We start from the raw sequence: 23,039 nt of genomic DNA, 5'->3' as shown, positions 1-23,039 counted from the left end.
ATGCTTGGGAAATCAGGGTTTCTCAAGCGACCACAAGTCGCTTTCGAGGCTTTCGAACCTTTCTTTAAGGAGCGTCTGCGTGTCGAAAATCGCCCTGTTGTAATAGTGCGGCGCCACCTCAAGGGTGAACAGCTCAAGAATCTCGGACACTTCGAACGAGCCCAGCGTGAGCTCGAAACGGTCCTGCATGAAGCGCTTGATCTTGTCGGTGGCCTCACGCTCCTGCTCGGGCGTGAGGGTCAAGATCGGTGCTTTGGCCTTCCTGGCCATTACCAGCGGCCATCCCACGCGGCGAAGTTCTGCAGCAATTGCAGGCCATGGGTATGGCTTTTTTCCGGGTGGAACTGCACGGCAAAACGCGAGCCTTCGGCCAGCGCGGCGGCGAAGTCGACGCCGTAATGCCCGCCGCCTGCCACCTGGCCGGCTTTACCGGCGGCGATGTAGTAGCTGTGCACGAAGTAAAAGCGCGCCATGTCCGGCACCTCATGCCACAACGGGTGATCCAGCGTCTGGCGCACTTCGTTCCAGCCCATGTGCGGGACTTTCAAGTGGGCGCCGTCTTCGTGCAGGTCTTTGCCGAAGAACTTCACATCGCCGGGGAACAGGCCGATGCAGTCGACGCCATTGTTCTCTTCACTGCGATCCAGCAGGGCTTGCATGCCCACGCAGATACCGAGGAAAGGACGGTCCTGGCTGACTTCACGCACCAGGCTGTCAAAGCCCAGGCGACGAATCTCGGCCATGCAGTCGCGAATCGCGCCCACACCGGGGAACACCACGCGGTCGGCTTCGCGAATCACATCGGCATCGCTGGTGATCAGCACCTTGCCGGCACCCACGTGTTCGAGGGCCTTGGCCACCGAATGCAGGTTGCCCATGCCGTAGTCGATAACCGCGACCGTCTGCATTACAGGACGCCCTTGGTCGACGGCATTTGCCCGGCCATGCGGTCGTCCAGCTCCACCGCCATGCGCAGCGCGCGGCCGAAGGCCTTGAACACGGTTTCGATCTGGTGGTGGGTGTTGGTGCCGCGCAGGTTGTCGATGTGCAGGCTGACGAGTGCGTGGTTGACGAACCCCTGGAAGAATTCCTGGAACAGGTCGACGTCGAAGCCGCCTACGGTGGCGCGGGTGTAGGGCACGTGCATCTGCAGGCCCGGGCGACCGGAGAAGTCGATGACCACGCGCGACAGCGCTTCATCCAGCGGCACATAGGCATGGCCGTAGCGACGGATGCCTTTTTTGTCGCCGATGGCCTTGGCAAAGGCCTGGCCGAGGGTGATGCCCACGTCTTCCACCGTGTGGTGGTCGTCGATGTGCAGGTCGCCCTTGCTGACGATATCCAGGTCGATCAGCCCGTGACGGGCGATCTGGTCCAGCATGTGCTCAAGGAAGGGGACACCGATATCAAATCGGGCCTTTCCGGTGCCATCCAGGTTGATCGAGGCTTTGATCTGGGTTTCCAGAGTGTCGCGCTCGACGGACGCCATACGTTCGACCATCACCAGCTCCGCAAATCATTGGGCGAAAAAGGTGGCCATTATAGGGGTGCGGGCGGCAAACAGAAACATCGGAGGGGATAAGACTGATGGAGTGTCGGGGATAGACATGTGCATACAACTGGAACCCGCTGATGCGAACTCGGCCCCCCCCAATGTGGCAGGGGGCTTGCTCCCGATAGCGGCGGATCAGCCTGCAAATAGGCAACTGACCCATCGCCATCGGGAGCAAGCCCCCTCCCACAAGTTATTGCGGCGTTATCAGTGGAACAGTACCGCCGTCTTCTGCAGGGTCACCCACACACCCCACGCCAACGGAATACCCACCACCAGCCAGGCGGCAATCGCCAGCGGCTTGCTGCCAGGGGAGGCTTTCCACTCCAGCACGGTGGACGCATCAGCGCCCTTGTCATGGCCCAGCGCCTGTTCGGCAGCCAGTTCGGCGTCGCTCATGAAGTACTTGTCGGCCACCGGGCGCACCAGCAGGTTGCAGATGAAGCCCAGCACCAACAGACCGGCGAGGATGTACAAGGTAATGTCATAGGCCGCAGCGCGTTCAACGCCAATGCTCAATTGATATTCACGCAGGTAGTTCACCAGCACCGGGCCCAGCACGCCGGCCGCAGCCCAGGCGGTCAGCAGGCGACCGTGGATCGCACCGACCATTTGCGTACCGAACAGGTCAGCCAGGTAAGCCGGCACGGTGGCGAAGCCGCCGCCGTACATCGACAGGATCACGCAGAACGCCGCCACGAACAGCGCCACGTTGCCCAGGTGCCCCAGGTTCGGGATCAGCGCGTACAGGGCAAAGCCCAGGGCGAAGAACACGAAGTAGGTGTTTTTGCGGCCCAGGTAGTCAGAGAACGACGCCCAGAAGAACCGGCCGCCGATGTTGAACAGGCTCAACAGACCGGTAAAGCCCGCCGCAATCGCAGCAATCGACGCCAGTTGCCCGGCATCCAGCTGGCCAAACGGCACATTCACGCCCAGCAACTTGCCGCCGAACACTTCCTGCAGCAGCGGCGAAGCCATGCCCAGGATGCCGATACCGGCGGAAACGTTCAGGCACAGCACCAGCCACACCAGACGGAATTGCGGGGTTTTCCAGGCCACGTTCACGTGCACGTGACGGTGGGTGATCATCGCATTGCTGGCTTTTTTCGCCGGCGCCGTCCAGCCCTCAGGCTTCCAGCCGGTCGGCGGTACGCGGTAGGACAGTGCGCCGCCGATCATGAACACGAAGTAGATCGCAGCCATCACCAGGAAGCTCTGCCACACGCCCACGCTGGTTGGCGAAGCGAAGTGACCCATCAGCGCTGCGGCCAAAGGTGCACCGACCATCGCGCCGCCGCCGAAGCCCATGATCGCCATGCCGGTGGCCATGCCGCGCTTGTCCGGGAACCACTTGATCAGGGTCGAAACGGGCGAGATATAGCCCAGGCCCAGGCCGATACCGCCAATCACGCCGGAACCGATCCACATCAGCCAGATCTGGTGGGTATAGATACCCAGCGCCGAAATCAACAGGCCACCGCACCAGCACAGGGCCGATACAACGCCAGCCTTGCGCGGCCCGGCGTGTTCCAGCCAGCCGCCCCAGATCGCTGCCGAGCAGCCCAGGAAAATGAAAAACAGAGTGTAGATCCAGCCCAGCATGGAGATGGGCCAGTCACACTGGGACGAAAAGACCTGCGTGATAAAGCTCATGTCCGGTGCACACGCAACCGGCGCAGTAATACCCAGCGCTTTGGACAGCGGCAGCCAGAACACCGAGAAGCCGTAGGCCATGCCGATGCACAGGTGGATGGCCAGGGCGGCCGGTGGAACCAGCCAGCGGTTGAACCCCGGTTTGGCGATAATGCGCTCCTTGGACAGGAACGCAGGCTTTGTGCTCATTGGTGTTTCCCCCAGTTGTTAGTGTGTGTCCGTCAGGCGCTCTCCCCCTCGGCATTGCACGCAAAGCGTGGCCGTGGTGGTCGAGTAAAGCTCCATTTTGGCGCGACGATAGGTCGCAGAAGGCGGACGAACGCGCAGAGATTAGCACCTGTAGAGACAAGAAAAACCAAACTGATATCACTTTTTCAGGAAATTCGTTTTTTCTGACGCCAAATTCCTGTTCTTCTCGATCTGGATACAATGTAACGATCGCTGAACTGACTCAGGCCGCCGGGCGTTATACTCTGCGGCTAAATTTTGAAATCGACATACAAGGACTCGCCCATGAAAGCGTTCGGCAAAATCCTGGGTCTGGTACTCCTCGGGCTGTTGCTGATCATTGTGGCTCTCGGCTTTGCCCTGACCCACCTCTTCGATCCCAACGACTACAAGGAAGAGATTCGCCAGATTGCCCGCGACAAGGCCCACATCGAGCTGACGCTCAATGGCGATATCGGCTGGAGCCTGTTCCCCTGGCTCGGTCTTGAACTGCATGACGCCAGCGTGGCAACCCTGACCACCCCGACCCAGCCATTCGCCGATCTGCAGATGCTCGGCCTGTCGGTGCGCGTGCTGCCCCTGCTGCGCCGCGAAGTGCAGATGAGCGATGTGCGGGTCGAAGGCCTGAACCTGCGCCTGAACCGCGACAAGCAGGGCCATGGCAACTGGGAAGATATCGGCAAGAACGTGACGGTGGCGACCACCACCGGCACCCCTGCTCCGGCGGAACAACCGGCCGAGGCCGAGCCGGAGAAACCGGCCAAGCCGATTCGCCTGGACATCGACAGCCTGACCGTCAACAACGCGCGCGTCGAATACAACGATGAGCAGACCGGCAAGCAGTTCAGCGCCGAGAGTATCCAGCTGAGCGCCGGCGCCGTGCATGAAGGCGCAAGCATTCCGGTGAAGCTCACCGCGTTCTTCGGCAGCAACCAGCCGGTGATGCGCATCAAGACCGAGCTCAACGGCAACCTGCGCATCCAGCGCGCCCTCAAGCGTTACCAGTTCGAAGACATGAAGATCTCCGGTGAAGCCACCGGCGAGCCGCTGCAGGGCAAGACCGTGACCTTCTCCACCCAGGGCCAGTTGCTGGTGGACCAGGCAGCGAACATCGCCGAATGGACCAACCTGAAACTGTCGGCCAACCAACTGCGCGCGCTGGGCGAACTGAAGGTCAACGACCTGGACAAGACCCCGCAACTCAGCGGCGCCCTGTCCATCGCCCAATTCGACCTCGCCAAATTCCTCGACAGCGTCGGCCACCCGCTGCCGCCGATGGCCGACGGCAGCCTGAGCAAGGTCGAGCTGGTCAGCCGTCTGAAGGGCACGCCCACCAGCGTGGCGCTCGAAGACCTGAACCTGAAGCTCGACGGCAGCACCTTCACCGGCCGCATCGCCGTGGAAGATTTCGCCAAACAGTCGCTGCGCATGCAGCTCAAGGGCGACACCTTCAACGCCGACAACTATTTGCCGGCCAAGTCCGAGTCCGCCAAGGGCGCCACCGCCGCCCGCCAGGCCGAAGTGCAAAACAGCGAAGCCGGGGCCATGGCTGCCGGTGGCACCACGCCGCTGCCCGACGCGCCGACCAAAAGCGCCTGGAGCACCGACAAGCTGCTGCCGCTCACCCGCCTGCGCACCCTCGACGTGAATGCCGACCTTGCCTTTGGTCAGTTGACCTTGAGCAAACTGCCGATCCAGAACGCCGTGCTGAAAGCCTCCGGCATCGACGGCCAGCTCAAGCTCGACGCCCTCAGCGGCGGTCTCTACAACGGCACCTTCCAGGCCAACGGCACGCTCGACGTGCGCCAGGATATTCCGCTGCTCGCGTTGCAAAGCCATATCAGGCAAGTGCCGGTCGAACGCATCCTGCAAGCCCAGGGGCAAACCCCGCCGGTGAAAGGCCAGGTCACCCTCGACAGCAACCTCAGCGGCCGCGGCAACAGCCAGAAAGCGCTGATCGACAGTCTCAACGGCACCGCCAGCTTCGTGATCAACAACGGCGTGCTGCTCAATGCCAATATTGAGCAACAAGTGTGCACCGGCATCGCCCTGCTCAACCGCAAGACCCTGAGCAACACGCCTCCGGGCAAGGACACGCCGTTCGAGGAACTGCGCGGCAACCTCACGTTCCGCAATGGCGTAGCCAGCAACCCCGACCTGAAAGTGCGCATCCCGGGCCTGACCGTCAACGGCAACGGTGACGTCGACCTGCGCGTACTGGGCATGGACTACCGCGTCGGCATCATTGTCGAAGGCGATCAGCGCGAAGTGCCGGACCCGGCGTGCCAGGTCGGTGCCAACTTCCAGAACATCGAAGTGCCGCTGCGCTGCCGCGGCCCGCTGGAGCTGGGTGCCAAGGCCTGCCGCCTGGACAAGGACGGCCTCGGCCAGGTCGCCATCAAGGCCGCCGGCAATCGCCTCAACGAGAAACTGGAAGAGAAGCTCGACAAGGTCAACCCGCAGCTCAAAGATGCTTTGAAAGGCCTGTTCAAACGATGAGAAACGAGCAGTTTTCAGAGGCCGTACTCGACTGGTACGACCGCCATGGTCGCCACGACCTGCCCTGGCAACAGGGCATCACGCCTTACCGGGTGTGGGTCTCGGAGATCATGCTGCAACAGACCCAGGTGAGCACCGTGCTCAATTACTTCGACCGATTCATGGCCTCGCTGCCGACGGTCGAAGCCCTGGCCGCCGCGCCGGAAGACGAAGTGCTGCACCTGTGGACCGGCCTGGGCTACTACACCCGGGCGCGCAACCTGCAAAAGACCGCGAAGATCGTGGTGGCCGAGTACGGTGGCGAGTTTCCCAGGGATGTCGAAAAACTCACCGAACTGCCCGGCATCGGCCTGTCCACCGCCGGCGCCATCGCCAGCCTGAGCATGGGCCTGCGTGCGCCGATCCTCGATGGCAACGTCAAACGCGTGCTGGCGCGCTTTACCGCGCAGGAGGGCTACCCGGGCGAGCCCAAGGTGGCCAAGCAGCTATGGGCCACCGCAGAGCGCTTCACGCCCCATGAACGCGTCAACGCCTATACCCAGGCAATGATGGACATGGGCGCGACCCTTTGCACCCGCAGCAAACCCAGTTGCCTGCTGTGCCCGCTGGAAAAAGGCTGCGAGGCCCACATGCTCGGCCTGGAAACGCGCTACCCGATCCCCAAGCCGCGCAAGACCATCCCGCAGAAACGCACACTGATGCCAATGCTGGCCAACACCGAAGGCGCCATTCTGCTTTATCGCCGCCCCTCCACCGGACTGTGGGGCGGGTTGTGGAGCCTGCCGGAGCTGGATGACCTTGCCGACCTCGAACACCTGGCCGAGCAACACGCGCTCGAACTGGGCAAGCATCAGGAATTGCCGGGGCTGATCCACACCTTCAGCCACTTCCAGCTGGCCATCGAACCCTGGCTGGTACAGGTCGAGGAATCGGCCCATCACGTGGCCGAGGCCGACTGGCTCTGGTATAACCTCGCCACCCCGCCGCGCCTGGGCCTTGCCGCCCCGGTCAAGAAACTGCTGAAGCGCGCGGCCGACGTATTGAATGCAGGAGTGTCGTCATGACCCGCACCGTAATGTGCCGCAAGTACAAAGAAGAATTGCCAGCTCTGGACCGCCCTCCGTACCCGGGCGCCAAGGGCCAGGACATTTACGACAATGTCTCCGCCAAAGCCTGGGGCGACTGGCTTAAACACCAGACCCTGCTGATCAACGAAAAACGCCTGAACATGATGAACGCCGAAGACCGCAAATACCTGGCGGGCGAAATGGACAAGTTCTTTTCCGGCGAGGAATACGCCCAGGCCGAGGGCTACGTACCACCTGCTCAATAATTGAGCAAAAATCGGGGTCAGCACGTAAGCGACGGTAATAATTAAATATTTTTCTAAAACTTGCTTGACGACCCCCTGAAAAACCCGTTTAATGCGCCCCGTTGCCCAGATAGCTCAGTCGGTAGAGCAGGGGATTGAAAATCCCCGTGTCGGCGGTTCGATTCCGTCTCTGGGCACCACTAATTAGTTTCAGGTGGTGCAACTATCATCCGAAACACACAAAAAACCCGCCTTGTGCGGGTTTTTTGTTGCCTGCGATTTGAGCAGGCCCTATACCACCCCTCAGGCACAGGCCCGCTGACGAAGGATCACCTGGCCAAACCCACTTGCGCCCCTCAAGCTTTTCACTTATCTGAATTGTGTTTTTGAGATAACGTAGTCCCTATTGAGACCCTGAACCCTCGTTTTACGGGCATCAGAGCGCTCCTTTTTTGAGATAATAAAAAATCGATTAGAGATATTTTTCGACATGGCAGAGTTTTTTCACCACGATCTTGAGCTTCTGAACCCTTCATTCGACTCAGGTCTGGTTGACGTTCTGAGTGAACTGGAACATCTGCGCCGCCTGGAACTGGGGGGCGATACGCCACCTGCCGTTTTTTTCCAGCTTAAGGACCTGTTTCACACGCTGGAGAGCCTCGGTTCCGCTCGTATTGAGGGCAACCATACGACCCTCGCGGACTACATCGAAAGTAAAGTCGATGGAAAAGCAGAAGACTCAGATCAATTGCGAGAGATCGCAAATATCGAAAAAGCCATGGACTACGTTGAAAGCATCGTGAAGCCTGGCGTAGACCTCTCCGAGTTTGCAATCCGGGAACTTCATTCGATCACGGTTCAAGGACTGACGCGCGAAGGTGATCGCACGCCAGGCGCATACCGTGAAGCTGGAGTACGTATAGCCCAATCAGACCACTTGCCTCCCGATGCCGTGCTGGTACAGGGATATATGCAAGAACTGATTGCCTTCGTGAATAAGCCGGATGCGCCCAAATATGACCTGATGAAGGTCGCCCTGGCCCACCACCGATTCGGCTGGATTCATCCCTTCGGGAACGGCAATGGCCGTGTCGTACGTCTTCTCACCTACGCACTGTTAATGAAGTACGGCTTCAACGTCAGCGCGGGCGGTCGAGTCCTGAACCCTACGGCTGTGTTCTGCATTGATCGGGAAAAGTACTATTCAATGCTCTCCAGTGCCGATACAGGCACCAAGGAGGGACTCGAAGCATGGTGCATCTACGTTCTCGCGGGGATCAAAGACGAACTGGAGAAAGTAAGCAGACTGACTGATTATGGCTATCTGATCAGGCACGTCCTGGCGCCCACCATAGCCATGGCAAAAGAGCGAGAATGGATCACGCCAATTGAGGAAAAAATTCTGACCACGGCGGTTCAACTGAAGGTCGTCAAATCAAGCGACATTGCCGATGTACTGCCAAGCCTGTCCGCCGCACAAAGAACCTACCAGATAAAAAAACTGGTCGATCAGGGCATGCTTCTTCCCGTTAACCCAGGTGCACGGCATTACACCATCGGGTTCTCCAACAACTACCTGATCAGAGGCGTTATCAAGTCACTACGCGAGGAAGGATTCATCCCTGAGCAGCTGGACAGGCCTTATGCATGAAGACTTGTCCAGACAAGGTCGCACTCACTTCAACAAAAACACCATCAACGGATTGTCATTCAATCGCCCGTTGAACGCCGGAGCCAGATGCTCCACCGGCGAGCCCTTCAGCAAGACCGTTTGCGTGCGTTCCACAATCACCCAGGACGGCCTTGGCAGCGCGTTCAATTTCTCCAGTTCATGGCGCCCTACGAACAACGGTCGCTCGTCGTGATCCAGGTTCATCATGTAGCGCACGCCCCAGGTGTCCTGGCCAAGATCGACGAACACCAACGGTCCAGGGGTGACGGCGCGTAGCGATTCGACCTGACCGACAAACGTGCGGGTGTCGAATTGCAGGTCCTTGGACGGCTCTACCACCGCCACCAGCAGCAGCCATTGCGCCGCCAGTGCGATCAGACTGAGCCACACCAGGTGCGCCGCCCGATGCCAGGCGAACAGCACCGCCACCTGCAGCAACACCAATACGCTGAACAATAGCGGCAACGATACGTCCGGCCAGTAGCCATGCTTCTGCCACGCGTGCCGACACACCAGCACGGCAATCAGGCACAGCGTTGGCAGCGCCGCGACAAGGCCTTCGTAGCATCGGCGCACGCCAGCGAGCCAGCCCTGCGCATGCAGTAGCCCATAGGCGGCGACAGCGGCAAACATCGGCACCATCGGCAGGATGTAATAGGCGCGCTTGAAATGCGGCACCGACAGGCCGAGCAGAATCATCAAGCCGCACGCACCGAGACGCACCACCATTTGCACGTCTTCATCGGTCCGTCGTAGCGCCCAGCGATGGCGCAGCGCAAACAGGGTCGCCAGGGCCAGCGGCACCACGGGAAAGTAACGGTACAAACTCAACTGGAAGTAGAAATAGAACGGCTCACCGTTTTCATCGAGGCGCCCACCCACCTGCATCTTGAATACCTCGTCGGCAAACGCATCGCCTCCGCTGATCCGCGCCAGCTTCATCAGCAGCCACCAGCAGGCCGCCAACAGCACCAGGCCGACCACACCGTGAATCAGCACCTGCCTGACCCGTTCGCCGGGACGGCCGAGCGCCCAGTAAACGCACGCCACGCCGCAGACCTCGATCAGCCCCAACGGGCCGCGAATCGCAAACGCCAGGGTGAACAACGGAAACACCGCCAGTTGCCGCCAGCGCGAACCCAGGCGCTCACCACTGTGCAGCAGATAGAAGCTGCCCACGCAGAGCAGCGCGACCATCTGATCGAGGCAGACCGAGCGGGACTTTTCCAGCAGTTGTGTGGTGAGCAAGGTCAACAGCACAGTGAGCAGCGCCCATTGCCGGCTGCGAGGGGCCAACAGCCGGTAGATCACGGCAATCACCCCGGCGGATGCCAGCGCGGTGGGCAAGATATTCGCCAGGTGATTGGGCGCACCGAAGACTCGGGCAAACACAAAACTGAAGAACGTCGCCGTGCCGGGGTAGTCCGCGTAGGGCTGGCCGTAGGTAGTAGGGAAAAGACTCGCGCCATGGCGAAACATTTCCTGCAGGAACAGCGCCCAGCGACCGTCAAAGCCCTGGGGCTGCTGGTCCCAGATACCCAAGGTGAACAACAACAGGGCGATCAGAAACAGGCCCAGGGATTCCAGGCGAAAACGGTTGCGGTGATCCATCGGTTGACCTGTCAGGTGTAAGGCGCCGCTCATGGTGCACAACGCACCCCTGAATAGCGCCTGAACAGACCTGAAACTTCATGCGTTTACCGATTGTTGCGCCACACCACTGCGGGAATCAGGCGCACGTAGAACAACTGGGCAACCAACTCGACCAGGGTCTGCAGGATCACCGCCGTTGCCGCCAACCCGCGCACGTCTTCCGGCAGCGCCAGTGCCAACGGCAGCACCACCAGCGAGTTACGCGTGGCGGCACTGAAGGTCACCGCACGCGCCGCCCCCGCCGGCAACGCGAACAATCGCGCGGCCAGCATCCCCAGCAATGGCGCCAGCAACACAAAACCCAGGTAAACCGGAATCACCGGCAGCAGCAGGTTGAGATCGCGCACCACCGAGGTGATCTGCGAACCGATCACCACAAACAGCACCAGCGCCATCGCCGGCACCGGCAACCAGGCCCAGGCGCTGTTCCACGCACTGATGACAGCAGATCGTCGCGCCAGGGACGTCGTCAGTACCGCCAGCAGCAGCGGCACCACAATCAACCACACAAACGCCGCGACAAACGGCCCGACCTCAACCACCACCTCAGACTGCGTGCCCAACATCAACCCCAGGTACACCGGCAACAGCGCCAACTGCAACAGCAGCAACACCGGCGTCGCCGCCAGCATCAACCGCGAATCGCCCTTGCCGATGTGGGTGAACACCACCACATAATCGATGCACGGCGTCAGCAACACCAGCAACGCCCCCACCAGCAGTGCCGGGCGCTCCACAAGGCCTCGGGTCAGTGCCCAGACCAGCAACGGCACAAGAATGAAATTGGCCAGCAGCAGCGCCGCCATGAAGCGCTTGCTGCCCACCCCCTGACGCAGCTCCAGAAACGGGATCTGCAGGAACATCGCATACATCAGCACGGCGATAGCGGGCGTGATCAGAGCGACGAGGCCATGCCCCAGCGAAGGCGCGAACAGGCCCAGCGTGGCAGCAAGAAGGACCGCGACGAAGTAAAGGGGGATCTGCTTGTGTTCGAGGGTTTCGCGGGTCATGAAGACGCTCTAGGCCGATGCAAAGACGCGAGCGTATTAGCAGCACAAACAAGGAGCAATAGCAGCACCGCGAATCGCCCCTTCCACACAACCCCTTGGGATTTACCCCAACCTGCGCTTCAATACCCCCCCAAACCCAAGGAAGCCGACCCATGGCCTCGCCGAACAAGCAGCAGAAACGTGCCCATCGGGCCAAGGCCAAAGCCAAGCAAAACCGCACCCAGCGCGCCGTGGCGGCAAAGCCGGATGCGTTTGCCGGTGACGACGACCGTATCGACCTTGAGTCGGTGGATTTGACCGAACTGTTCCTGGAGATGCGCGTTGCCAGCGAAGTCAGCCAACAAGCAATGTGTGCAGCGTTCCTGGCGCACCCGTTGCTGGCGCTGGTGCTGGAGCAGGAAGGCGAAGAAGAAGCCACCGACTTTATCCTGGCCGCGCTGATCGAGTATCGGCAATGGACCACGGACAGTGACGATGAAGCGGCGGCGCTGGCGTGGATTGAATCTGCAGAGTTCCAGGCCGATTACGTGGCGGCGTCACAGTCACTGGTGAATTCCCAGGACTGACGCAAAACAAATGTGGGAGGGGGCTCGCTCCCGATAGCAGCCTGTCAGTCAGCACACCTGATGCTGACACACCGCTATCGGGAGCAAGCCCCCTCCCACACCTGAACTACATCCACTCAACCATCAGTTAAGCACGGCAGCACTCGCCCGCTGAGCCTTGCGCCGGCTCGCAACAACGAGCCCCGCAGCCACCACCAGCAAGCTCAACACGCCAGTCGCGATAATCTCGACCCGGTGCGCTTCCTGGAACAGCATGATGGTCAAGGTACCCACGATAAACACCATCACCGCATAAGTGAGGCCAGGGAACAGCCACATCTTGAATTCGAGCTTCTCACCCGCCGCCACACGCTTCTGACGCATGCGCAGTTGCGACACCGCGATCACCAGATACACCAGCAACGCGATAGCGCCGGAGCTGGCCAGCAGGAATTCAAACACCGCCGCCGGTGCCACGTAGTTGGCGAATACCGCCAGGAACGCAGCCCCGGTCGACAGCAGCACCGCCCAATAAGGCGTGCCGCTCTTGTTGGTGCGCTTGGCCACAGCCGGGGCATCACCGCGACGGCCCAGGGAGAACAGCATGCGCGACGCGGTGTACAGCGCCGAATTCAGGCAACTGGTCACCGCCACCAGCACCACCAGGTCGACGATCAGCTTGGCATTCGGGATGCCCATGCGCTCCAGCACGGTCTGGTAGGAACCTACCGCCGCCAGGGTCGGATCGTTCCACGGCACCAGCGACACCACGATGAAAATCGACAACAGGTAGAACAAACCGATCCGCCAGATCACCGAGTTGGTGGCCTTGGTGATTTGCTGGCCGGGGTTCTTCGATTCAGCCGCCGCAATGGTGACGATCTCGGTGCCCATGAACGAGAACATGGTGGTGAGGATGGCCGCCAGCACCGCGCCCATGCCGTTGGGCATGAAACCTTGGGTATCGAACAGGTGCGACACGCCGCTGACCTGGCTGGTGGGCAACACGCCGAAAATCGCCGCCAGACCGAGGATGACGAAGGCCACGATCGCCACAACCTTGATCAACGCAAACCAGAACTCGAACTCGCCGTAGTTCTTCACGCTGAACAGGTTGGTCGCCGTCAGCAGCAAGGTGATGATCAGGGTAAAGGCCCAGATGGCCACGTCGGGGAACCACGCATGCAGGATGGTCGCCGCCGCGTTGGCCTCCAGTGGAATCACCAGCACCCAGAACCACCAGTACAACCAGCCGATGGTAAAGCCGGCCCAGTGCCCGATCGCGCGGTCGGCGTAAGTGGAGAACGAACCGGTGTCCGGCGACGCCACGGCCATTTCGGCGAGCATGCGCATCACCAATACCACCAGCGTGCCCGCCGCAGCATACGCCAGCAGTACGGCAGGGCCAGCGGCAGCAATCGCGTGGCCGGAGCCGACGAACAACCCGGCACCGATGACGCCGGCAATTGACAGCATGGTGACGTGACGCGGTTTGAGCCCCTGTTCGAGGTCATTGGAGCTTTGCGTACTACTCATTGACACACCTTTGCGAGGAATTGCGAAAACGGTCCGCCCGGCCTGGATGCTTTCTCGTGAAAAGAAACCAACAGGGGCGTTCTTTATTTTTTACGCAAGATTTGCGCCAAAATGTTACGAATCCACAGCCGGCGCGGCCTGTAGGACGCTTCCGCATAAATCGCAAGTCATTGAGAACAATGGCATTTCGCTATAGCGTTACCGTGCACCCCATATTCAAGACGTTTGAGCGCACCAAAAACACACACAAAAAGTGCGTGACGCCCTATTAAAGGGCTGATATGCACCGTTTGCCGGTTTTACCCTTCCAACACTTGGCCAAAGCTGGCACCATCGCGCCCTTTTTACGCAAAGCCTGCGCATATTCCGGGGCAAACGGTTGTTCGGTTGTTGATGGCGCGACACGCCGCTGTGCGGATGCGACACCCTGCCGCAGACCACCGTTTAACCGCCCGCAGCGCTGTTGGCTGTCATCCAGACGCTATGCTAGCTTGGCGCCTCGCCAGAAGGTGGCCCCGCAGCGCCGCATGCAACGAACACAATGAGGACCCCCCATGGCCGAGGCCACGCCCGCGCTTGAAATCCGCAACCTGCATAAACGCTATGGCGAGCTGGAGGTGCTCAAGGGTATCTCGCTGACCGCCCGCGACGGCGACGTGATCTCGATCCTGGGTTCTTCCGGTTCCGGCAAATCCACACTCCTGCGCTGCATCAACCTGCTGGAAAACCCGCACCAGGGCCAGATCCTGGTGGCCGGCGAAGAGCTCAAGCTCAAGGCCGCAAAAAACGGCGAGTTGCAAGCTGCCGACGGCAAGCAGATCAACCGCCTGCGCAGCGAAATCGGTTTTGTGTTTCAAAACTTTAATCTGTGGCCGCACATGAGCATCCTCGACAACATCATTGAGGCGCCACGCCGCGTGCGCGGCCAGAGCAAGGCCGAAGCGATCGAAGTGGCCGAAGCCCTGCTGGCCAAGGTCGGCATCGCCGACAAGCGCCACGCCTACCCTGCGCAATTGTCCGGTGGCCAGCAACAACGCGCGGCCATCGCGCGCACCCTGGCGATGCAGCCCAAAGTCATTCTGTTTGACGAGCCCACTTCCGCGCTTGACCCGGAAATGGTCCAGGAAGTACTTAATGTGATCCGCGCACTGGCCGAAGAAGGCCGCACCATGCTGCTGGTCACTCATGAAATGGGGTTTGCCCGTCAGGTGTCCAGCGAAGTGGTGTTTCTGCACCAGGGCCTGGTCGAAGAGCAAGGATCGCCACAGCAGGTGTTTGAAAACCCGCTTTCGGCGCGCTGCAAACAATTCATGTCCAGCAACCGCTAACGGAGCAACCTGCATGCAGAACTATAAAAAATTCCTTCTGGCCGCGGCCGTCTCGATGGCGTTCAGCGCCACGGCCATGGCGGAAACCTTGAAAATGGGGATCGAAGCGGCCTACCCGCCGTTCAACAATAAAGACGCCAGCGGCAACGTGGTGGGCTTTGACAAGGACATCGGCGACGCCCTGTGCGCCAAGATGAAAGTCGAGAAGTGCGAAGTGTACGTGTCCGACTGGGACGGCATCATCCCGGCCCTGAACGCCAAGAAGTTCGACTTCCTGGTGTCTTCGCTGTCGATCACCGATGAGCGCAAGCAGGCCGTCGATTTCACCGACCCGTACTACTCCAACAAGCTGCAGTTCATCGCGCCGAAAGCCACTACCGACTTCAAGCCCGATGCCGACTACCTCAAGGGCAAGATCATCGGTGCACAGCGCGCAACGCTGGCCGGTACCTACCTTGAAGACAAACTGCCGGACACCGAAGCCAAGCTGTACGACACCCAGGAAAACGCCTATCTCGACCTGACGTCCGGTCGTCTGGACGGCATTCTTGCCGACAAGTACGTGCAATACGAATGGCTCAAGAGCAAAGACGGTTCGGCCTATGAGTTCAAGGGCGACCCGGTGGTGGAAAGCGACAAGATCGGTATCGCCGTACGCAAGGGCGACCCGCTGCGCGAGCGCCTGAACAAAGCCCTGGCAGAGATCAAGGCCGACGGCACCTACAAGAAAATCAACGACAAGTACTTCCCGTTCAGCATCGAATGACCTGAACGGCCTGCCCGGCGCGCTCCCGTGAGCGCGCCGGCTTTTGCATTGCCTGCCACGATATGAAAACACCATGAATTTCGATCTCTACGGATTCGGCCCCGCGCTTGCCGCCGGTGCGCTGATGACCGTCAAACTGGCGCTCACCGCCCTGTGTCTGGGGCTGCTGCTGGGCCTTGCCGGCGCCCTGGGCAAGACGTCCCCCTACAAGCCGTTGCAATGGCTGGGCGGGGCCTACTCGACCCTCGTTCGCGGGATTCCCGAACTGCTGTGGGTGCTGCTGATTTATTTCGGCACGGTCAACCTGATGCGTAGCCTGGGCGAGACCTTCGGTATCCCCGATCTGTCACTCAGCGCGTTCGCCGCTGGCGTCATCGCCCTGGGCCTGTGCTTTGGCGCCTACGCCACGGAAGTGTTCCGTGGCGCGATACTCGCTATTCCCAAGGGCCACCGCGAAGCCGGTGTGGCGTTGGGGCTGTCCCGGTTGCGGATTTTTACCCGATTGATCATGCCGCAGATGTGGCGCATCGCCCTGCCGGGCCTGGGCAACCTGTTCATGATCCTGATGAAGGACACTGCGCTGGTGTCGGTGATCGGCCTTGAAGAAATCATGCGCCACGCGCAGATCGGCGTGACCGTCACCAAGCAACCGTTCACCTTCTTCATGGTCGCGGCACTCATGTACCTGGGCCTCACGGTGCTGGCCATGAGCGGCATGTACTTCCTGGAAAAACGCGCCGCCCGCGGCTTTGCAAGGAGCACCCAATGAGCGGCGACTACAGCTGGCTGGCGCATTTCGACCTGGGCCTGAACTGGGCGGTGATCATCAAGTGGCTGCCCAAACTGGCACAGGGCGCCACCCTGACCCTGGAGCTGGTGGCCATTGCGGTCATCGCCGGCCTGCTGCTGGCGATCCCGCTCGGTATCGCCCGCTCATCGCGCCTGTGGTACGTGCGTGCCCTGCCCTACGGCTACATCTTTTTCTTCCGTGGCACGCCGCTGCTGGTGCAGTTGTTTCTGGTGTACTACGGCCTGGCGCAGTTCGACTCAGTGCGCCACAGCTTCATGTGGCCGTACCTGCGCGATCCGTTCTGGTGCGCCACCGCCACCATGACCCTGCACACCGCTGCCTATATCGCCGAGATCCTGCGCGGCGCGATCCAGGCGATCCCGCCCGGCGAGATCGAAGCGGCGCGTGCCCTGGGCATGTCCAGGCCAAAGACGCTGTTCTATATCATCCTGCCGCGCGCCTCACGCATCGGCCTGCCGGCATACAGCAACGAGGTGATCCTGATGCTCAAGGCCAGCGCCCTGGCCAGCACGGTGACCCTGCTGGAACTGACCGGCATGGCCCGTACCATCATCGCGCGCACCTATTTGCCGGTGGAGATCTTCTTCGCTGCCGGGCTGTTCTACCTGCTGATGGCCTACATCCTGGTACGCGGCTTCAAACTGCTGGAACGCTGGCTACGCGTCGATGCCTGCCAGGGACGTTGAGGCGCGCTTCCACGCGCTGGATGCGTTCCTGATCGAGCACCAGGGGCTGTGGCGACCACGGCCCTTTGTTCATCGCCATTTGCCTTGGGAAACCGAGCACCCGCAACTCGCCGCCTGGCTGCGCCAACGCACCCTGGGCGAGGCGCAAGACAGCCACAACCAACCCCACGATTTACCCGCACCGGCGCCGTTTCCACAGCTCGCGCGACAAGCATTGCAACTGAGCGCTGTGGATAAATTACCAGCCCACACCCTGGCACCTGCCCGACCTCGTCTGAACGTCGACGTACCGGGCCGCAAATGGCAACAGATCGAAGCCTTCGGCGCAGCCCTGCACTTTGCCGACACGCCCAGGCATTGGCTGGACTGGTGCGCGGGCAAAGGTCACCTTGGCCGCCGCCTGCTGCACACCGGGCAAATGTTGACGTGCCTCGAATACGACCCGAACCTGATCGCGGCCGGGCAAGCCCTGAGCGATCACCATCGGCTGCCCGCCACCCATCGTCTGCAGGACGTGATGGCAGACGTGGCAATCGGCCCCGAGCACACGCCCGTCGCCCTGCACGCCTGCGGTGATCTGCATGTGCGTCTGCTGCAAGTGGCCAGCGCCGCTGGCTGCAGGCAATTGGCGTTGTCGCCCTGCTGCTATAACCGCATCAATGCCGATCGCTATCAGCCACTCTCGGGCGCAGCTCGAGCCTCGGCACTGCACCTTTCGGTGGAGGATCTCAGCTTGCCCCTCACCGAGACCGTGACCGCCGGCAAGCGCGTGCGCCAGCGGCTCGACCGCTCCATGGCCTGGCGCCTGGGCTTCGACCCTCTGCAACGGCAACTGCGCGGCGTCGACGACTACCTCGCCACTCCCTCGTTGCCTGCCAGTTGGCTGGACAAACCCTACGCCGACTACTGCAAGGAGCTGGCACGCCTCAAGGGTTTATCCACAGGAGAGCAACCGTGGGAAACGCTGGAGGCGTACGGCTGGCGTCGTCTGGCCGAAGTCAGGAACCTCGAGTTGCTGCGTGGGCTGTTTCGCCGGCCATTGGAAGTATGGCTAGTGCTGGATCGCGCGCTGTTTTTGCAGGAACAAGGCTACGCCGTTGAACTGGGCACCTTCTGCGAACCCTCGCTGACGCCGCGTAACCTGATGCTGCTGGCCGAGCGCGATTAAGGGGCAGCATTTACCCGCACGCCCTGTGGATAACTCTGTTGATGAAATCTTTACAGAGGCTGTAGCCACCTACGCTACAGCACGCAAGCGGTGCTGGTCATTTTTTGTTCACATAATAAAACGCACGCAAAACAGGCAGTTGCAACGTAACGCGAACAACGCCGCACCATGGCTGTTTTGTGACAGGTGGCACCGAACGATTGTGCATAAGCATCTGGCGTTACGCGTATAAACCGCGACTTATGGACGTTTTTTACGGGCAATCAACAGCCGGCACAGGCCGTTGATATCGTCGCCAGCCAGGCTCACGCGTATGTTATCCAGCGGGTCGGAGGCGAACGCCAAGGCTTCGCTGATGGATGAATCGTGGTGGATCACATGAACGGATCTGTCACCCAGACGTTGCTTGAAAGCCTCGAACATCTCCAGGCTGAACGCCGACTTATCATCCATTTGATTGATCACAATGTGGCAACGCGGCGCACGCTCAAGGCACGGCGCCAGCAATGCATCCACTTGATCCAGTGTGCCGAGGCAGGCGGCATTGGGCTGCGTGACCACCAGCACGATATCGGCCACGCTCAATGCCTGCTGCAAATAGACGTTATTGCCTGCCGGGGTATCGATGATCACCAGGCCGCGCTCATCCAGCGCCAGTGCCGACAAGCGCTGCGCCAGCCACTTGGGCTCACGCGTAAGCCAGCGCTGCAGGCTTTCCTTCTGATGGCTGTCGGTGTCGCCAAACGGGATGACCTGGCACCCGGCAAACCCGGATTGCACGACGCTCGTCCACGGCGCATTAAGCAGGCTGGCACGGCCCAGGCCAGGTTGCTCGGCCTCTACGCCGAAGTGGTGGCGCAGCGCGTTCTGCGGGTCCAGATCCAGGGCCATCACCGACTCGCCGAGTCGTTGCAGGCCGCTGCTCAACGCCGTGACCAGGGTGCTGCGCCCCACGCCGCCGTTGATCGACACCACCGCCACCACCGTTGGGCGGGCAACCTGCTGCTCGCCCGGCTGGAATCGCTCCTGAGGATGACTACGGTAATGCGAGCCGTCTCTCTGGTTCACCCGCGTGCCATCGTCAAACGGCACGGTGCCGAAGAAGTGCAGCCGAGCGTTTCTTCCCTCAGGGTCGCGGGAAACGCTCTTGCCGAACAGGGCAAATAGATAATCGGTGCGGCTCATGGCCGGAACTCCTTAACAGCGCCGTGTAAAGACGTGAAAGGTCGGCAAGATACTGGCTTCACCGCAGGTCTTCTTGTAGGCATTTTGATGGCTCATTCTCCGACAGCGACGCGCAAGTGTCATTATTTTGATCAAATCGCCAGCAGTCTTTCGGACGAGTGGAAAATAGCCAATTAAATGACGAACACTTTCTGTAATTCATCAAAAGTGATTCCACTGTGCCATTGTCTTTTGCAGGGTATCGCCTCACCATTGCCGCACCTTCCATGCTGCATGCCTGGGTAATCGCAGTGGCGTTACGCTTCAAACTCCCTCGGGTCCTCTACGGCTTCGCCGTCACGCTGCTGTTGGCGGGCGGGCTGCTGGGCGATTTGCTGGCCGATTGGGATTTCAGCCAGATCAGCCGACGCGCCGAAACGCTGTACGGTCCACTTGGCGCCGGGCGCCAGCGCATCGATGCGTGGCAACAGTTGCTGTCCACCCAGAAACAGGTAAGCGAGGCCGAGCAGCTCAAGGTGGTCAACCTCTTCTTCAATCGGCAGTTGCACTACGAGGAAGACATCGACCTGTGGCACGAGGTCGATTACTGGGCCACCCCCATTCAGTCGCTGTGGAAAGGCGCGGGCGACTGTGAAGACTACGCCATCGCCAAGTACTTCAGCCTGCGCCACCTCGGCGTGCCGGCCGAGAAACTGCGCATTACCTACGTCAAGGCGCTGCGTCAGAACCGTGCGCACATGGTGCTGACGTATTATGCGAGCCCCGAGGCCATGCCCCTGGTGCTCGACAGCCTGATGGACGCGATTCTGCCTGCCAGCCAACGCCAGGATTTGCTCCCCGTGTATGCCTTCAACGGCGAAGGCCTGTGGCTGACCGGCGCGGCGGGCAACAAGAAAGTCGGTGACACCAAACGCCTGTCACGCTGGCAGGATGTGTTGAAAAAAATGACCGCTGAAGGGTTTCCGGCCAGTTCGGACAATTAACAGGAGCTACGATGTCACTGTTCAAACAATTGCTGATCGCTATCTGCGTGTTCCTGATAGTCGCGTTCAGCGGTAGCTTCATGGTCAGCCTGGAGAGCTCGCGTACCCAGTACGTCAACCAGCTGCGCTCCCACGCTCAGGACGCGGCCACCGCGCTGGCCCTGTCGCTGACCCCGAACATCGATGACCCGGCGATGACCGAGCTGATGGTCAGCTCGATCTTCGACAGCGGCTACTACGCCAGCATCCGCGTGGTGGACCTGAGCAATAACCAGGTACTGGTGGAGCGCGCCGCCGAGCCGGATGCCAGCAACGTACCGGCGTGGTTCGTGAAGATGATCGGCCTGGAACCGGCCGGCGGTGATGCCATCGTCAGCCGCGGCTGGCAGCAGGCAGCACGGGTCGAGGTGGTCAGCCACCCGATGTTTGCCCTGGCCAAACTCTGGCAGAGCGCCCTGGGCAGCCTCGGATGGTTGCTGGTGTGCGGGGCGGTGAGCGCGGTGCTCGGCGCCCTGCTGCTGCGCCGGCAGTTGAAGCCGCTGGACTACATGGTCGAGCAGTCCCATGCGATTGCCCGTCGTGAATTCCTGAGCCTGCCCGACCTGCCGCGCACCCCGGAGCTGCGCCGCGTCGTGCAGGCGATGAACCAGATGGTGGAGAAGCTCAAGGCCCTGTTCCATGAGCAGACCGAGCGCAGCGAGAAGCTGCGCGTGGAGTCCTACCAGGACAGCCTCACCGGCCTTGCCAACCGTCGCTATTTCGAGATGCAGCTGCAATCGCGGGTCAGCAACCTGGAGGAATCCAGCTCCGGCTACCTGCTGATGCTGCGCGTCAACGACCTGAGCGGCCTCAACCAGCGCCTGGGCGGGCAACGTACCGACCAGTTGCTGCAGGCGGTCAGCCAGCAACTGGTGCGCACCTGCGCCAAGTACCCGGAAACCCACAACCTCATCACCCGCAGCCGTGGCGGCGAATTCGCAGTGCTAGCCCCGGGGCTGGTGCGCGACGAAGCCCTGCAGTTGGCCCAGGCGCTGGAGGCGACCCTGCAAAGCCTGCACGAAACCGGCGCCACCGACATGCCGACCGTGGCCTTCATCGGCCTGGCGCCGTACAACCCGGGCGACGCCTCCGCCGACCTGCTGATGCTGGCCGACCAGGCGCTGACCCAGGCCGAAGCCAGCGGCGGCCAGAGCTGGGTGTGCCTGGAACATCAGGTCACCGGCACCGTCAGCGATGACCCGCACAGCTGGCACACCTTGCTCGATGACGCGCTGAAGCAAGGCCGCTTCCAGTTGTTTTTCCAGCCGGTGGTCAGCAGCGGCGACACCCGGCAGGTGCTGCATTACAAGGTGCTGTCGCGCCTGCTCGACAACCAGAACCAGACCATCGCGGCTGGCCACTTCCTGCCCTGGCTGGAACGCTTCGGCTGGACCGCGCGGCTCGACCACCTGATGCTGGACCTGGTGATCAAACACCTGAGCCAGCACCCCGTCTCAGCGGCCTTGAACCTGTCGGCCGCGACCCTGCAGGACCCTCAAGCCCTGGAGCGGGTATTCGAACGACTGGCCCAGCACCCAACGCTGGGCGCACAGCTGACGCTGGAGATCGGCGAGGAGCAAGTGCCCGAACAGACCGAACTGGAGCGCCTGACCCGGCGCATGCGCAACCTGGGCTTCAGCCTCGGCCTGCAGCGTTTCGGCGGGCGCTTCAGCATGATCGGCAACCTGGCGAACCTGGGGCTGGCCTACCTGAAAATCGACGGCAGCTACATCCGCGCCATTGACCACGAAAGCCACAAGCGCTTTTTCATCGAAGCCATCCAGCGCGCCGCCCACAGCATCGACCTGCCGTTGATTGCCGAGCGCGTGGAAACCGAAGGTGAGTTGCGGGTGATCCGCGAGATGGGCATCGAAGGGGTGCAAGGCCGACTGGTCGGTGAACCCGCGCCCTGGAAGTGAAGCGCTGACACCTGGAACCTCCTTGACGGTCACGCCGTAAAGGAGGTGGCCGGGGTCAGATCAAGCCGGTTTCATCGTCGTTGATCAGCTCACTCAAGCCGCCCAGCGCGGCCCGCGCCTGGGTGCGCTCAAGAAACTTGACCTGCGCCGCCGGCGGCAGATCGGTGATGCTCATCACGTTCTTGGTGATCAGCACCTGAATCAAGTCATCCAGCACTCGAATCATCTCAAGGTCACTTTGCTTGAGCTGCTTGAGGCTGTTGTCCACCGCATCACCGGCAAACCACGCCTGGATCTCATGGTGGTCGGCCGGCAGTGTCTCGGTGGCCTCGCTAAAAGCCTGTGCCTCGACGCGAACCAGCGCGTTGTATTGATCGCGTTGCACGTAGAACATCAGCGTTCTCCCAATAAAAAATCCCTGCAGGCATCGCGCACGGCGTCCACAGAGATTACACAGATTTTCCCGAAGCTGATGCCCGGCGGCGCCAATCCTT

21 protein-coding genes and 1 tRNA gene are annotated in these 23,039 nt (G+C 61.0%); 13 read left to right on the top strand and 9 right to left on the bottom strand.

Going from position 1 to position 23,039, the window contains the following annotated elements:
- Nucleotides 1-12 precede the first annotated feature (12 nt).
- From JOE32_RS18955 to JOE32_RS18940, 4 genes are all read right to left on the bottom strand, one after another.
- Entirely contained in the window at nt 13-270 is a 258-nt protein-coding gene (locus tag JOE32_RS18955; RefSeq protein ID WP_209987435.1) for a DUF2164 domain-containing protein, read from the bottom strand.
- Nucleotides 270-908 (bottom strand): imidazole glycerol phosphate synthase subunit HisH, encoded by a 639-nt coding sequence (hisH, locus tag JOE32_RS18950; RefSeq protein WP_057008572.1) that lies wholly within the window; start codon nt 906-908, stop codon nt 270-272. The genes JOE32_RS18955 and hisH overlap by 1 nt, the downstream gene beginning before the upstream one ends.
- Nucleotides 908-1,501 carry an imidazoleglycerol-phosphate dehydratase HisB gene (gene hisB / locus JOE32_RS18945; protein WP_003237513.1) on the bottom strand — a complete coding sequence of 198 codons (594 nt, stop codon included), beginning with the start codon at nt 1,499-1,501 and terminating at the stop codon, nt 908-910. The genes hisH and hisB overlap by 1 nt, the downstream gene beginning before the upstream one ends.
- 258 nt (nt 1,502-1,759) lie before the next feature.
- Nucleotides 1,760-3,394: an OFA family MFS transporter gene (locus JOE32_RS18940; RefSeq protein WP_209987433.1), complete on the bottom strand. Its 1,635-nt coding sequence runs from the start codon at nt 3,392-3,394 to the stop codon at nt 1,760-1,762.
- 324 nt (nt 3,395-3,718) lie between these two features.
- Here JOE32_RS18940 and JOE32_RS18935 point away from each other — a divergent pair, with 324 nt between their 5' ends.
- The 5 genes from JOE32_RS18935 to JOE32_RS18915 all read left to right on the top strand — a co-directional run bounded on the left by JOE32_RS18935 (nt 3,719) and on the right by JOE32_RS18915 (nt 8,895).
- Entirely contained in the window at nt 3,719-5,932 is a 2,214-nt protein-coding gene (locus JOE32_RS18935) for an AsmA family protein (RefSeq protein ID WP_209987431.1), read from the top strand.
- Nucleotides 5,929-6,996 carry an A/G-specific adenine glycosylase gene (gene mutY, locus JOE32_RS18930; RefSeq protein ID WP_209987429.1) on the top strand — a complete coding sequence of 356 codons (1,068 nt, stop codon included), beginning with the start codon at nt 5,929-5,931 and terminating at the stop codon, nt 6,994-6,996. Before JOE32_RS18935 ends, mutY begins: the two co-directional genes overlap by 4 nt.
- The gene (locus JOE32_RS18925; protein WP_057008576.1) at nt 6,993-7,265 is read left to right on the top strand and encodes an oxidative damage protection protein; all 273 of its coding nucleotides are present in this window, start codon (nt 6,993-6,995) and stop codon (nt 7,263-7,265) included. Before mutY ends, JOE32_RS18925 begins: the two co-directional genes overlap by 4 nt.
- Nucleotides 7,266-7,368: 103 nt before the next feature.
- Nucleotides 7,369-7,444, top strand: a tRNA-Phe gene (locus JOE32_RS18920).
- A gap of 290 nt (nt 7,445-7,734) precedes the next feature.
- Nucleotides 7,735-8,895 carry a Fic family protein gene (locus JOE32_RS18915; RefSeq protein ID WP_209987427.1) on the top strand — a complete coding sequence of 387 codons (1,161 nt, stop codon included), beginning with the start codon at nt 7,735-7,737 and terminating at the stop codon, nt 8,893-8,895.
- A gap of 24 nt (nt 8,896-8,919) precedes the next feature.
- Here the strand turns inward: JOE32_RS18915 and JOE32_RS18910 are convergent, their stop codons facing one another.
- Both JOE32_RS18910 and JOE32_RS18905 read right to left on the bottom strand, forming a co-directional pair.
- A complete protein-coding gene (locus tag JOE32_RS18910; RefSeq protein ID WP_209987425.1) occupies nt 8,920-10,527 on the bottom strand; it encodes a glycosyltransferase family 39 protein in 1,608 nt (535 codons plus the stop codon).
- An 86-nt stretch (nt 10,528-10,613) separates the two neighbouring features.
- The gene (locus JOE32_RS18905; protein ID WP_209987422.1) at nt 10,614-11,579 is read right to left on the bottom strand and encodes an arsenic resistance protein; all 966 of its coding nucleotides are present in this window, start codon (nt 11,577-11,579) and stop codon (nt 10,614-10,616) included.
- Between the two features lie 152 nt (nt 11,580-11,731).
- Between JOE32_RS18905 and JOE32_RS18900 the strand changes: the two genes are divergently transcribed.
- A complete protein-coding gene (locus JOE32_RS18900) occupies nt 11,732-12,145 on the top strand; it encodes a hypothetical protein (protein WP_209987420.1) in 414 nt (137 codons plus the stop codon).
- Between the two features lie 123 nt (nt 12,146-12,268).
- Here the strand turns inward: JOE32_RS18900 and gabP are convergent, their stop codons facing one another.
- Nucleotides 12,269-13,660: a GABA permease gene (gabP, locus tag JOE32_RS18895; protein ID WP_209987417.1), complete on the bottom strand. Its 1,392-nt coding sequence runs from the start codon at nt 13,658-13,660 to the stop codon at nt 12,269-12,271.
- Nucleotides 13,661-14,214: 554 nt separating this feature from the next.
- Here gabP and JOE32_RS18890 point away from each other — a divergent pair.
- The 5 genes from JOE32_RS18890 (at nt 14,215) to JOE32_RS18870 (ending at nt 18,419) form a co-directional block, all read left to right on the top strand.
- Nucleotides 14,215-14,988, top strand: coding sequence for an ABC transporter ATP-binding protein (locus JOE32_RS18890; protein ID WP_209987413.1), 774 nt, complete (start codon nt 14,215-14,217; stop codon nt 14,986-14,988).
- Between the two features lie 13 nt (nt 14,989-15,001).
- Complete coding sequence (locus JOE32_RS18885; protein WP_057008583.1) at nt 15,002-15,754, top strand: ABC transporter substrate-binding protein; 753 nt, start codon at nt 15,002-15,004, stop codon at nt 15,752-15,754.
- Nucleotides 15,755-15,827: 73 nt separating this feature from the next.
- Nucleotides 15,828-16,523: an ABC transporter permease gene (locus JOE32_RS18880; protein ID WP_209987410.1), complete on the top strand. Its 696-nt coding sequence runs from the start codon at nt 15,828-15,830 to the stop codon at nt 16,521-16,523.
- A 38-nt stretch (nt 16,524-16,561) separates the two neighbouring features.
- Entirely contained in the window at nt 16,562-17,251 is a 690-nt protein-coding gene (locus tag JOE32_RS18875; protein WP_057008627.1) for an ABC transporter permease, read from the top strand.
- Nucleotides 17,232-18,419 carry a methyltransferase gene (locus tag JOE32_RS18870; RefSeq protein WP_209987408.1) on the top strand — a complete coding sequence of 396 codons (1,188 nt, stop codon included), beginning with the start codon at nt 17,232-17,234 and terminating at the stop codon, nt 18,417-18,419. The genes JOE32_RS18875 and JOE32_RS18870 overlap by 20 nt, the downstream gene beginning before the upstream one ends.
- Nucleotides 18,420-18,659: 240 nt before the next feature.
- On the opposite strand, the gene bcsQ is transcribed toward JOE32_RS18870, so the two are convergent.
- The gene (bcsQ, locus tag JOE32_RS18865) at nt 18,660-19,604 is read right to left on the bottom strand and encodes a cellulose biosynthesis protein BcsQ (RefSeq protein WP_209987405.1); all 945 of its coding nucleotides are present in this window, start codon (nt 19,602-19,604) and stop codon (nt 18,660-18,662) included.
- Between the two features lie 266 nt (nt 19,605-19,870).
- Here bcsQ and lapG point away from each other — a divergent pair, with 266 nt between their 5' ends.
- Together lapG and lapD are read left to right on the top strand one after the other, a co-directional pair.
- Nucleotides 19,871-20,587, top strand: coding sequence for a cysteine protease LapG (gene lapG / locus JOE32_RS18860; RefSeq protein ID WP_209990620.1), 717 nt, complete (start codon nt 19,871-19,873; stop codon nt 20,585-20,587).
- An 11-nt stretch (nt 20,588-20,598) separates the two neighbouring features.
- Nucleotides 20,599-22,545, top strand: a complete 1,947-nt coding sequence (gene lapD, locus JOE32_RS18855) for a cyclic di-GMP receptor LapD (RefSeq protein WP_209987402.1) — start codon at nt 20,599-20,601, stop codon at nt 22,543-22,545.
- Between the two features lie 55 nt (nt 22,546-22,600).
- On the opposite strand, the gene JOE32_RS18850 is transcribed toward lapD, so the two are convergent.
- On the bottom strand, nt 22,601-22,939 hold the full coding sequence (locus JOE32_RS18850) for a tryptophan synthase subunit beta (RefSeq protein WP_209987399.1): 339 nt from the start codon (nt 22,937-22,939) through the stop codon (nt 22,601-22,603).
- Nucleotides 22,940-23,039: the final 100 nt, after the last annotated feature.

The sequence above is a fragment of the Pseudomonas sp. PvP025 genome (genome assembly GCF_017832155.1).
Classification (GTDB): domain Bacteria; phylum Pseudomonadota; class Gammaproteobacteria; order Pseudomonadales; family Pseudomonadaceae; genus Aquipseudomonas.
This window is presented reverse-complemented; position numbering and strand designations above follow the sequence as displayed.

What these genes read in the sequence shown, in the direction of transcription:
- JOE32_RS18885 (WP_057008583.1), top strand. Translation starts at nt 15,002, where the DNA reads ATGCAGAACTATAAAAAATTCCTTCTGGCCGCGGCCGTCTCGATGGCG.
- lapG (WP_209990620.1), top strand. Translation starts at nt 19,871, where the DNA reads ATGCTGCATGCCTGGGTAATCGCAGTGGCGTTACGCTTCAAACTCCCT.
- JOE32_RS18925 (WP_057008576.1), top strand. Translation starts at nt 6,993, where the DNA reads ATGACCCGCACCGTAATGTGCCGCAAGTACAAAGAAGAATTGCCAGCT.
- JOE32_RS18940 (WP_209987433.1), bottom strand. Translation starts at nt 3,394, where the DNA reads ATGAGCACAAAGCCTGCGTTCCTGTCCAAGGAGCGCATTATCGCCAAA.
- JOE32_RS18955 (WP_209987435.1), bottom strand. Translation starts at nt 270, where the DNA reads ATGGCCAGGAAGGCCAAAGCACCGATCTTGACCCTCACGCCCGAGCAG.
- JOE32_RS18915 (WP_209987427.1), top strand. Translation starts at nt 7,735, where the DNA reads ATGGCAGAGTTTTTTCACCACGATCTTGAGCTTCTGAACCCTTCATTC.
- JOE32_RS18880 (WP_209987410.1), top strand. Translation starts at nt 15,828, where the DNA reads ATGAATTTCGATCTCTACGGATTCGGCCCCGCGCTTGCCGCCGGTGCG.
- lapD (WP_209987402.1), top strand. Translation starts at nt 20,599, where the DNA reads ATGTCACTGTTCAAACAATTGCTGATCGCTATCTGCGTGTTCCTGATA.
- hisB (WP_003237513.1), bottom strand. Translation starts at nt 1,501, where the DNA reads ATGGTCGAACGTATGGCGTCCGTCGAGCGCGACACTCTGGAAACCCAG.
- mutY (WP_209987429.1), top strand. Translation starts at nt 5,929, where the DNA reads ATGAGAAACGAGCAGTTTTCAGAGGCCGTACTCGACTGGTACGACCGC.
- JOE32_RS18910 (WP_209987425.1), bottom strand. Translation starts at nt 10,527, where the DNA reads ATGGATCACCGCAACCGTTTTCGCCTGGAATCCCTGGGCCTGTTTCTG.
- gabP (WP_209987417.1), bottom strand. Translation starts at nt 13,660, where the DNA reads ATGAGTAGTACGCAAAGCTCCAATGACCTCGAACAGGGGCTCAAACCG.
- bcsQ (WP_209987405.1), bottom strand. Translation starts at nt 19,604, where the DNA reads ATGAGCCGCACCGATTATCTATTTGCCCTGTTCGGCAAGAGCGTTTCC.
- hisH (WP_057008572.1), bottom strand. Translation starts at nt 908, where the DNA reads ATGCAGACGGTCGCGGTTATCGACTACGGCATGGGCAACCTGCATTCG.
- JOE32_RS18935 (WP_209987431.1), top strand. Translation starts at nt 3,719, where the DNA reads ATGAAAGCGTTCGGCAAAATCCTGGGTCTGGTACTCCTCGGGCTGTTG.
- JOE32_RS18905 (WP_209987422.1), bottom strand. Translation starts at nt 11,579, where the DNA reads ATGACCCGCGAAACCCTCGAACACAAGCAGATCCCCCTTTACTTCGTC.
- JOE32_RS18870 (WP_209987408.1), top strand. Translation starts at nt 17,232, where the DNA reads ATGCCTGCCAGGGACGTTGAGGCGCGCTTCCACGCGCTGGATGCGTTC.
- JOE32_RS18900 (WP_209987420.1), top strand. Translation starts at nt 11,732, where the DNA reads ATGGCCTCGCCGAACAAGCAGCAGAAACGTGCCCATCGGGCCAAGGCC.
- JOE32_RS18850 (WP_209987399.1), bottom strand. Translation starts at nt 22,939, where the DNA reads ATGTTCTACGTGCAACGCGATCAATACAACGCGCTGGTTCGCGTCGAG.
- JOE32_RS18890 (WP_209987413.1), top strand. Translation starts at nt 14,215, where the DNA reads ATGGCCGAGGCCACGCCCGCGCTTGAAATCCGCAACCTGCATAAACGC.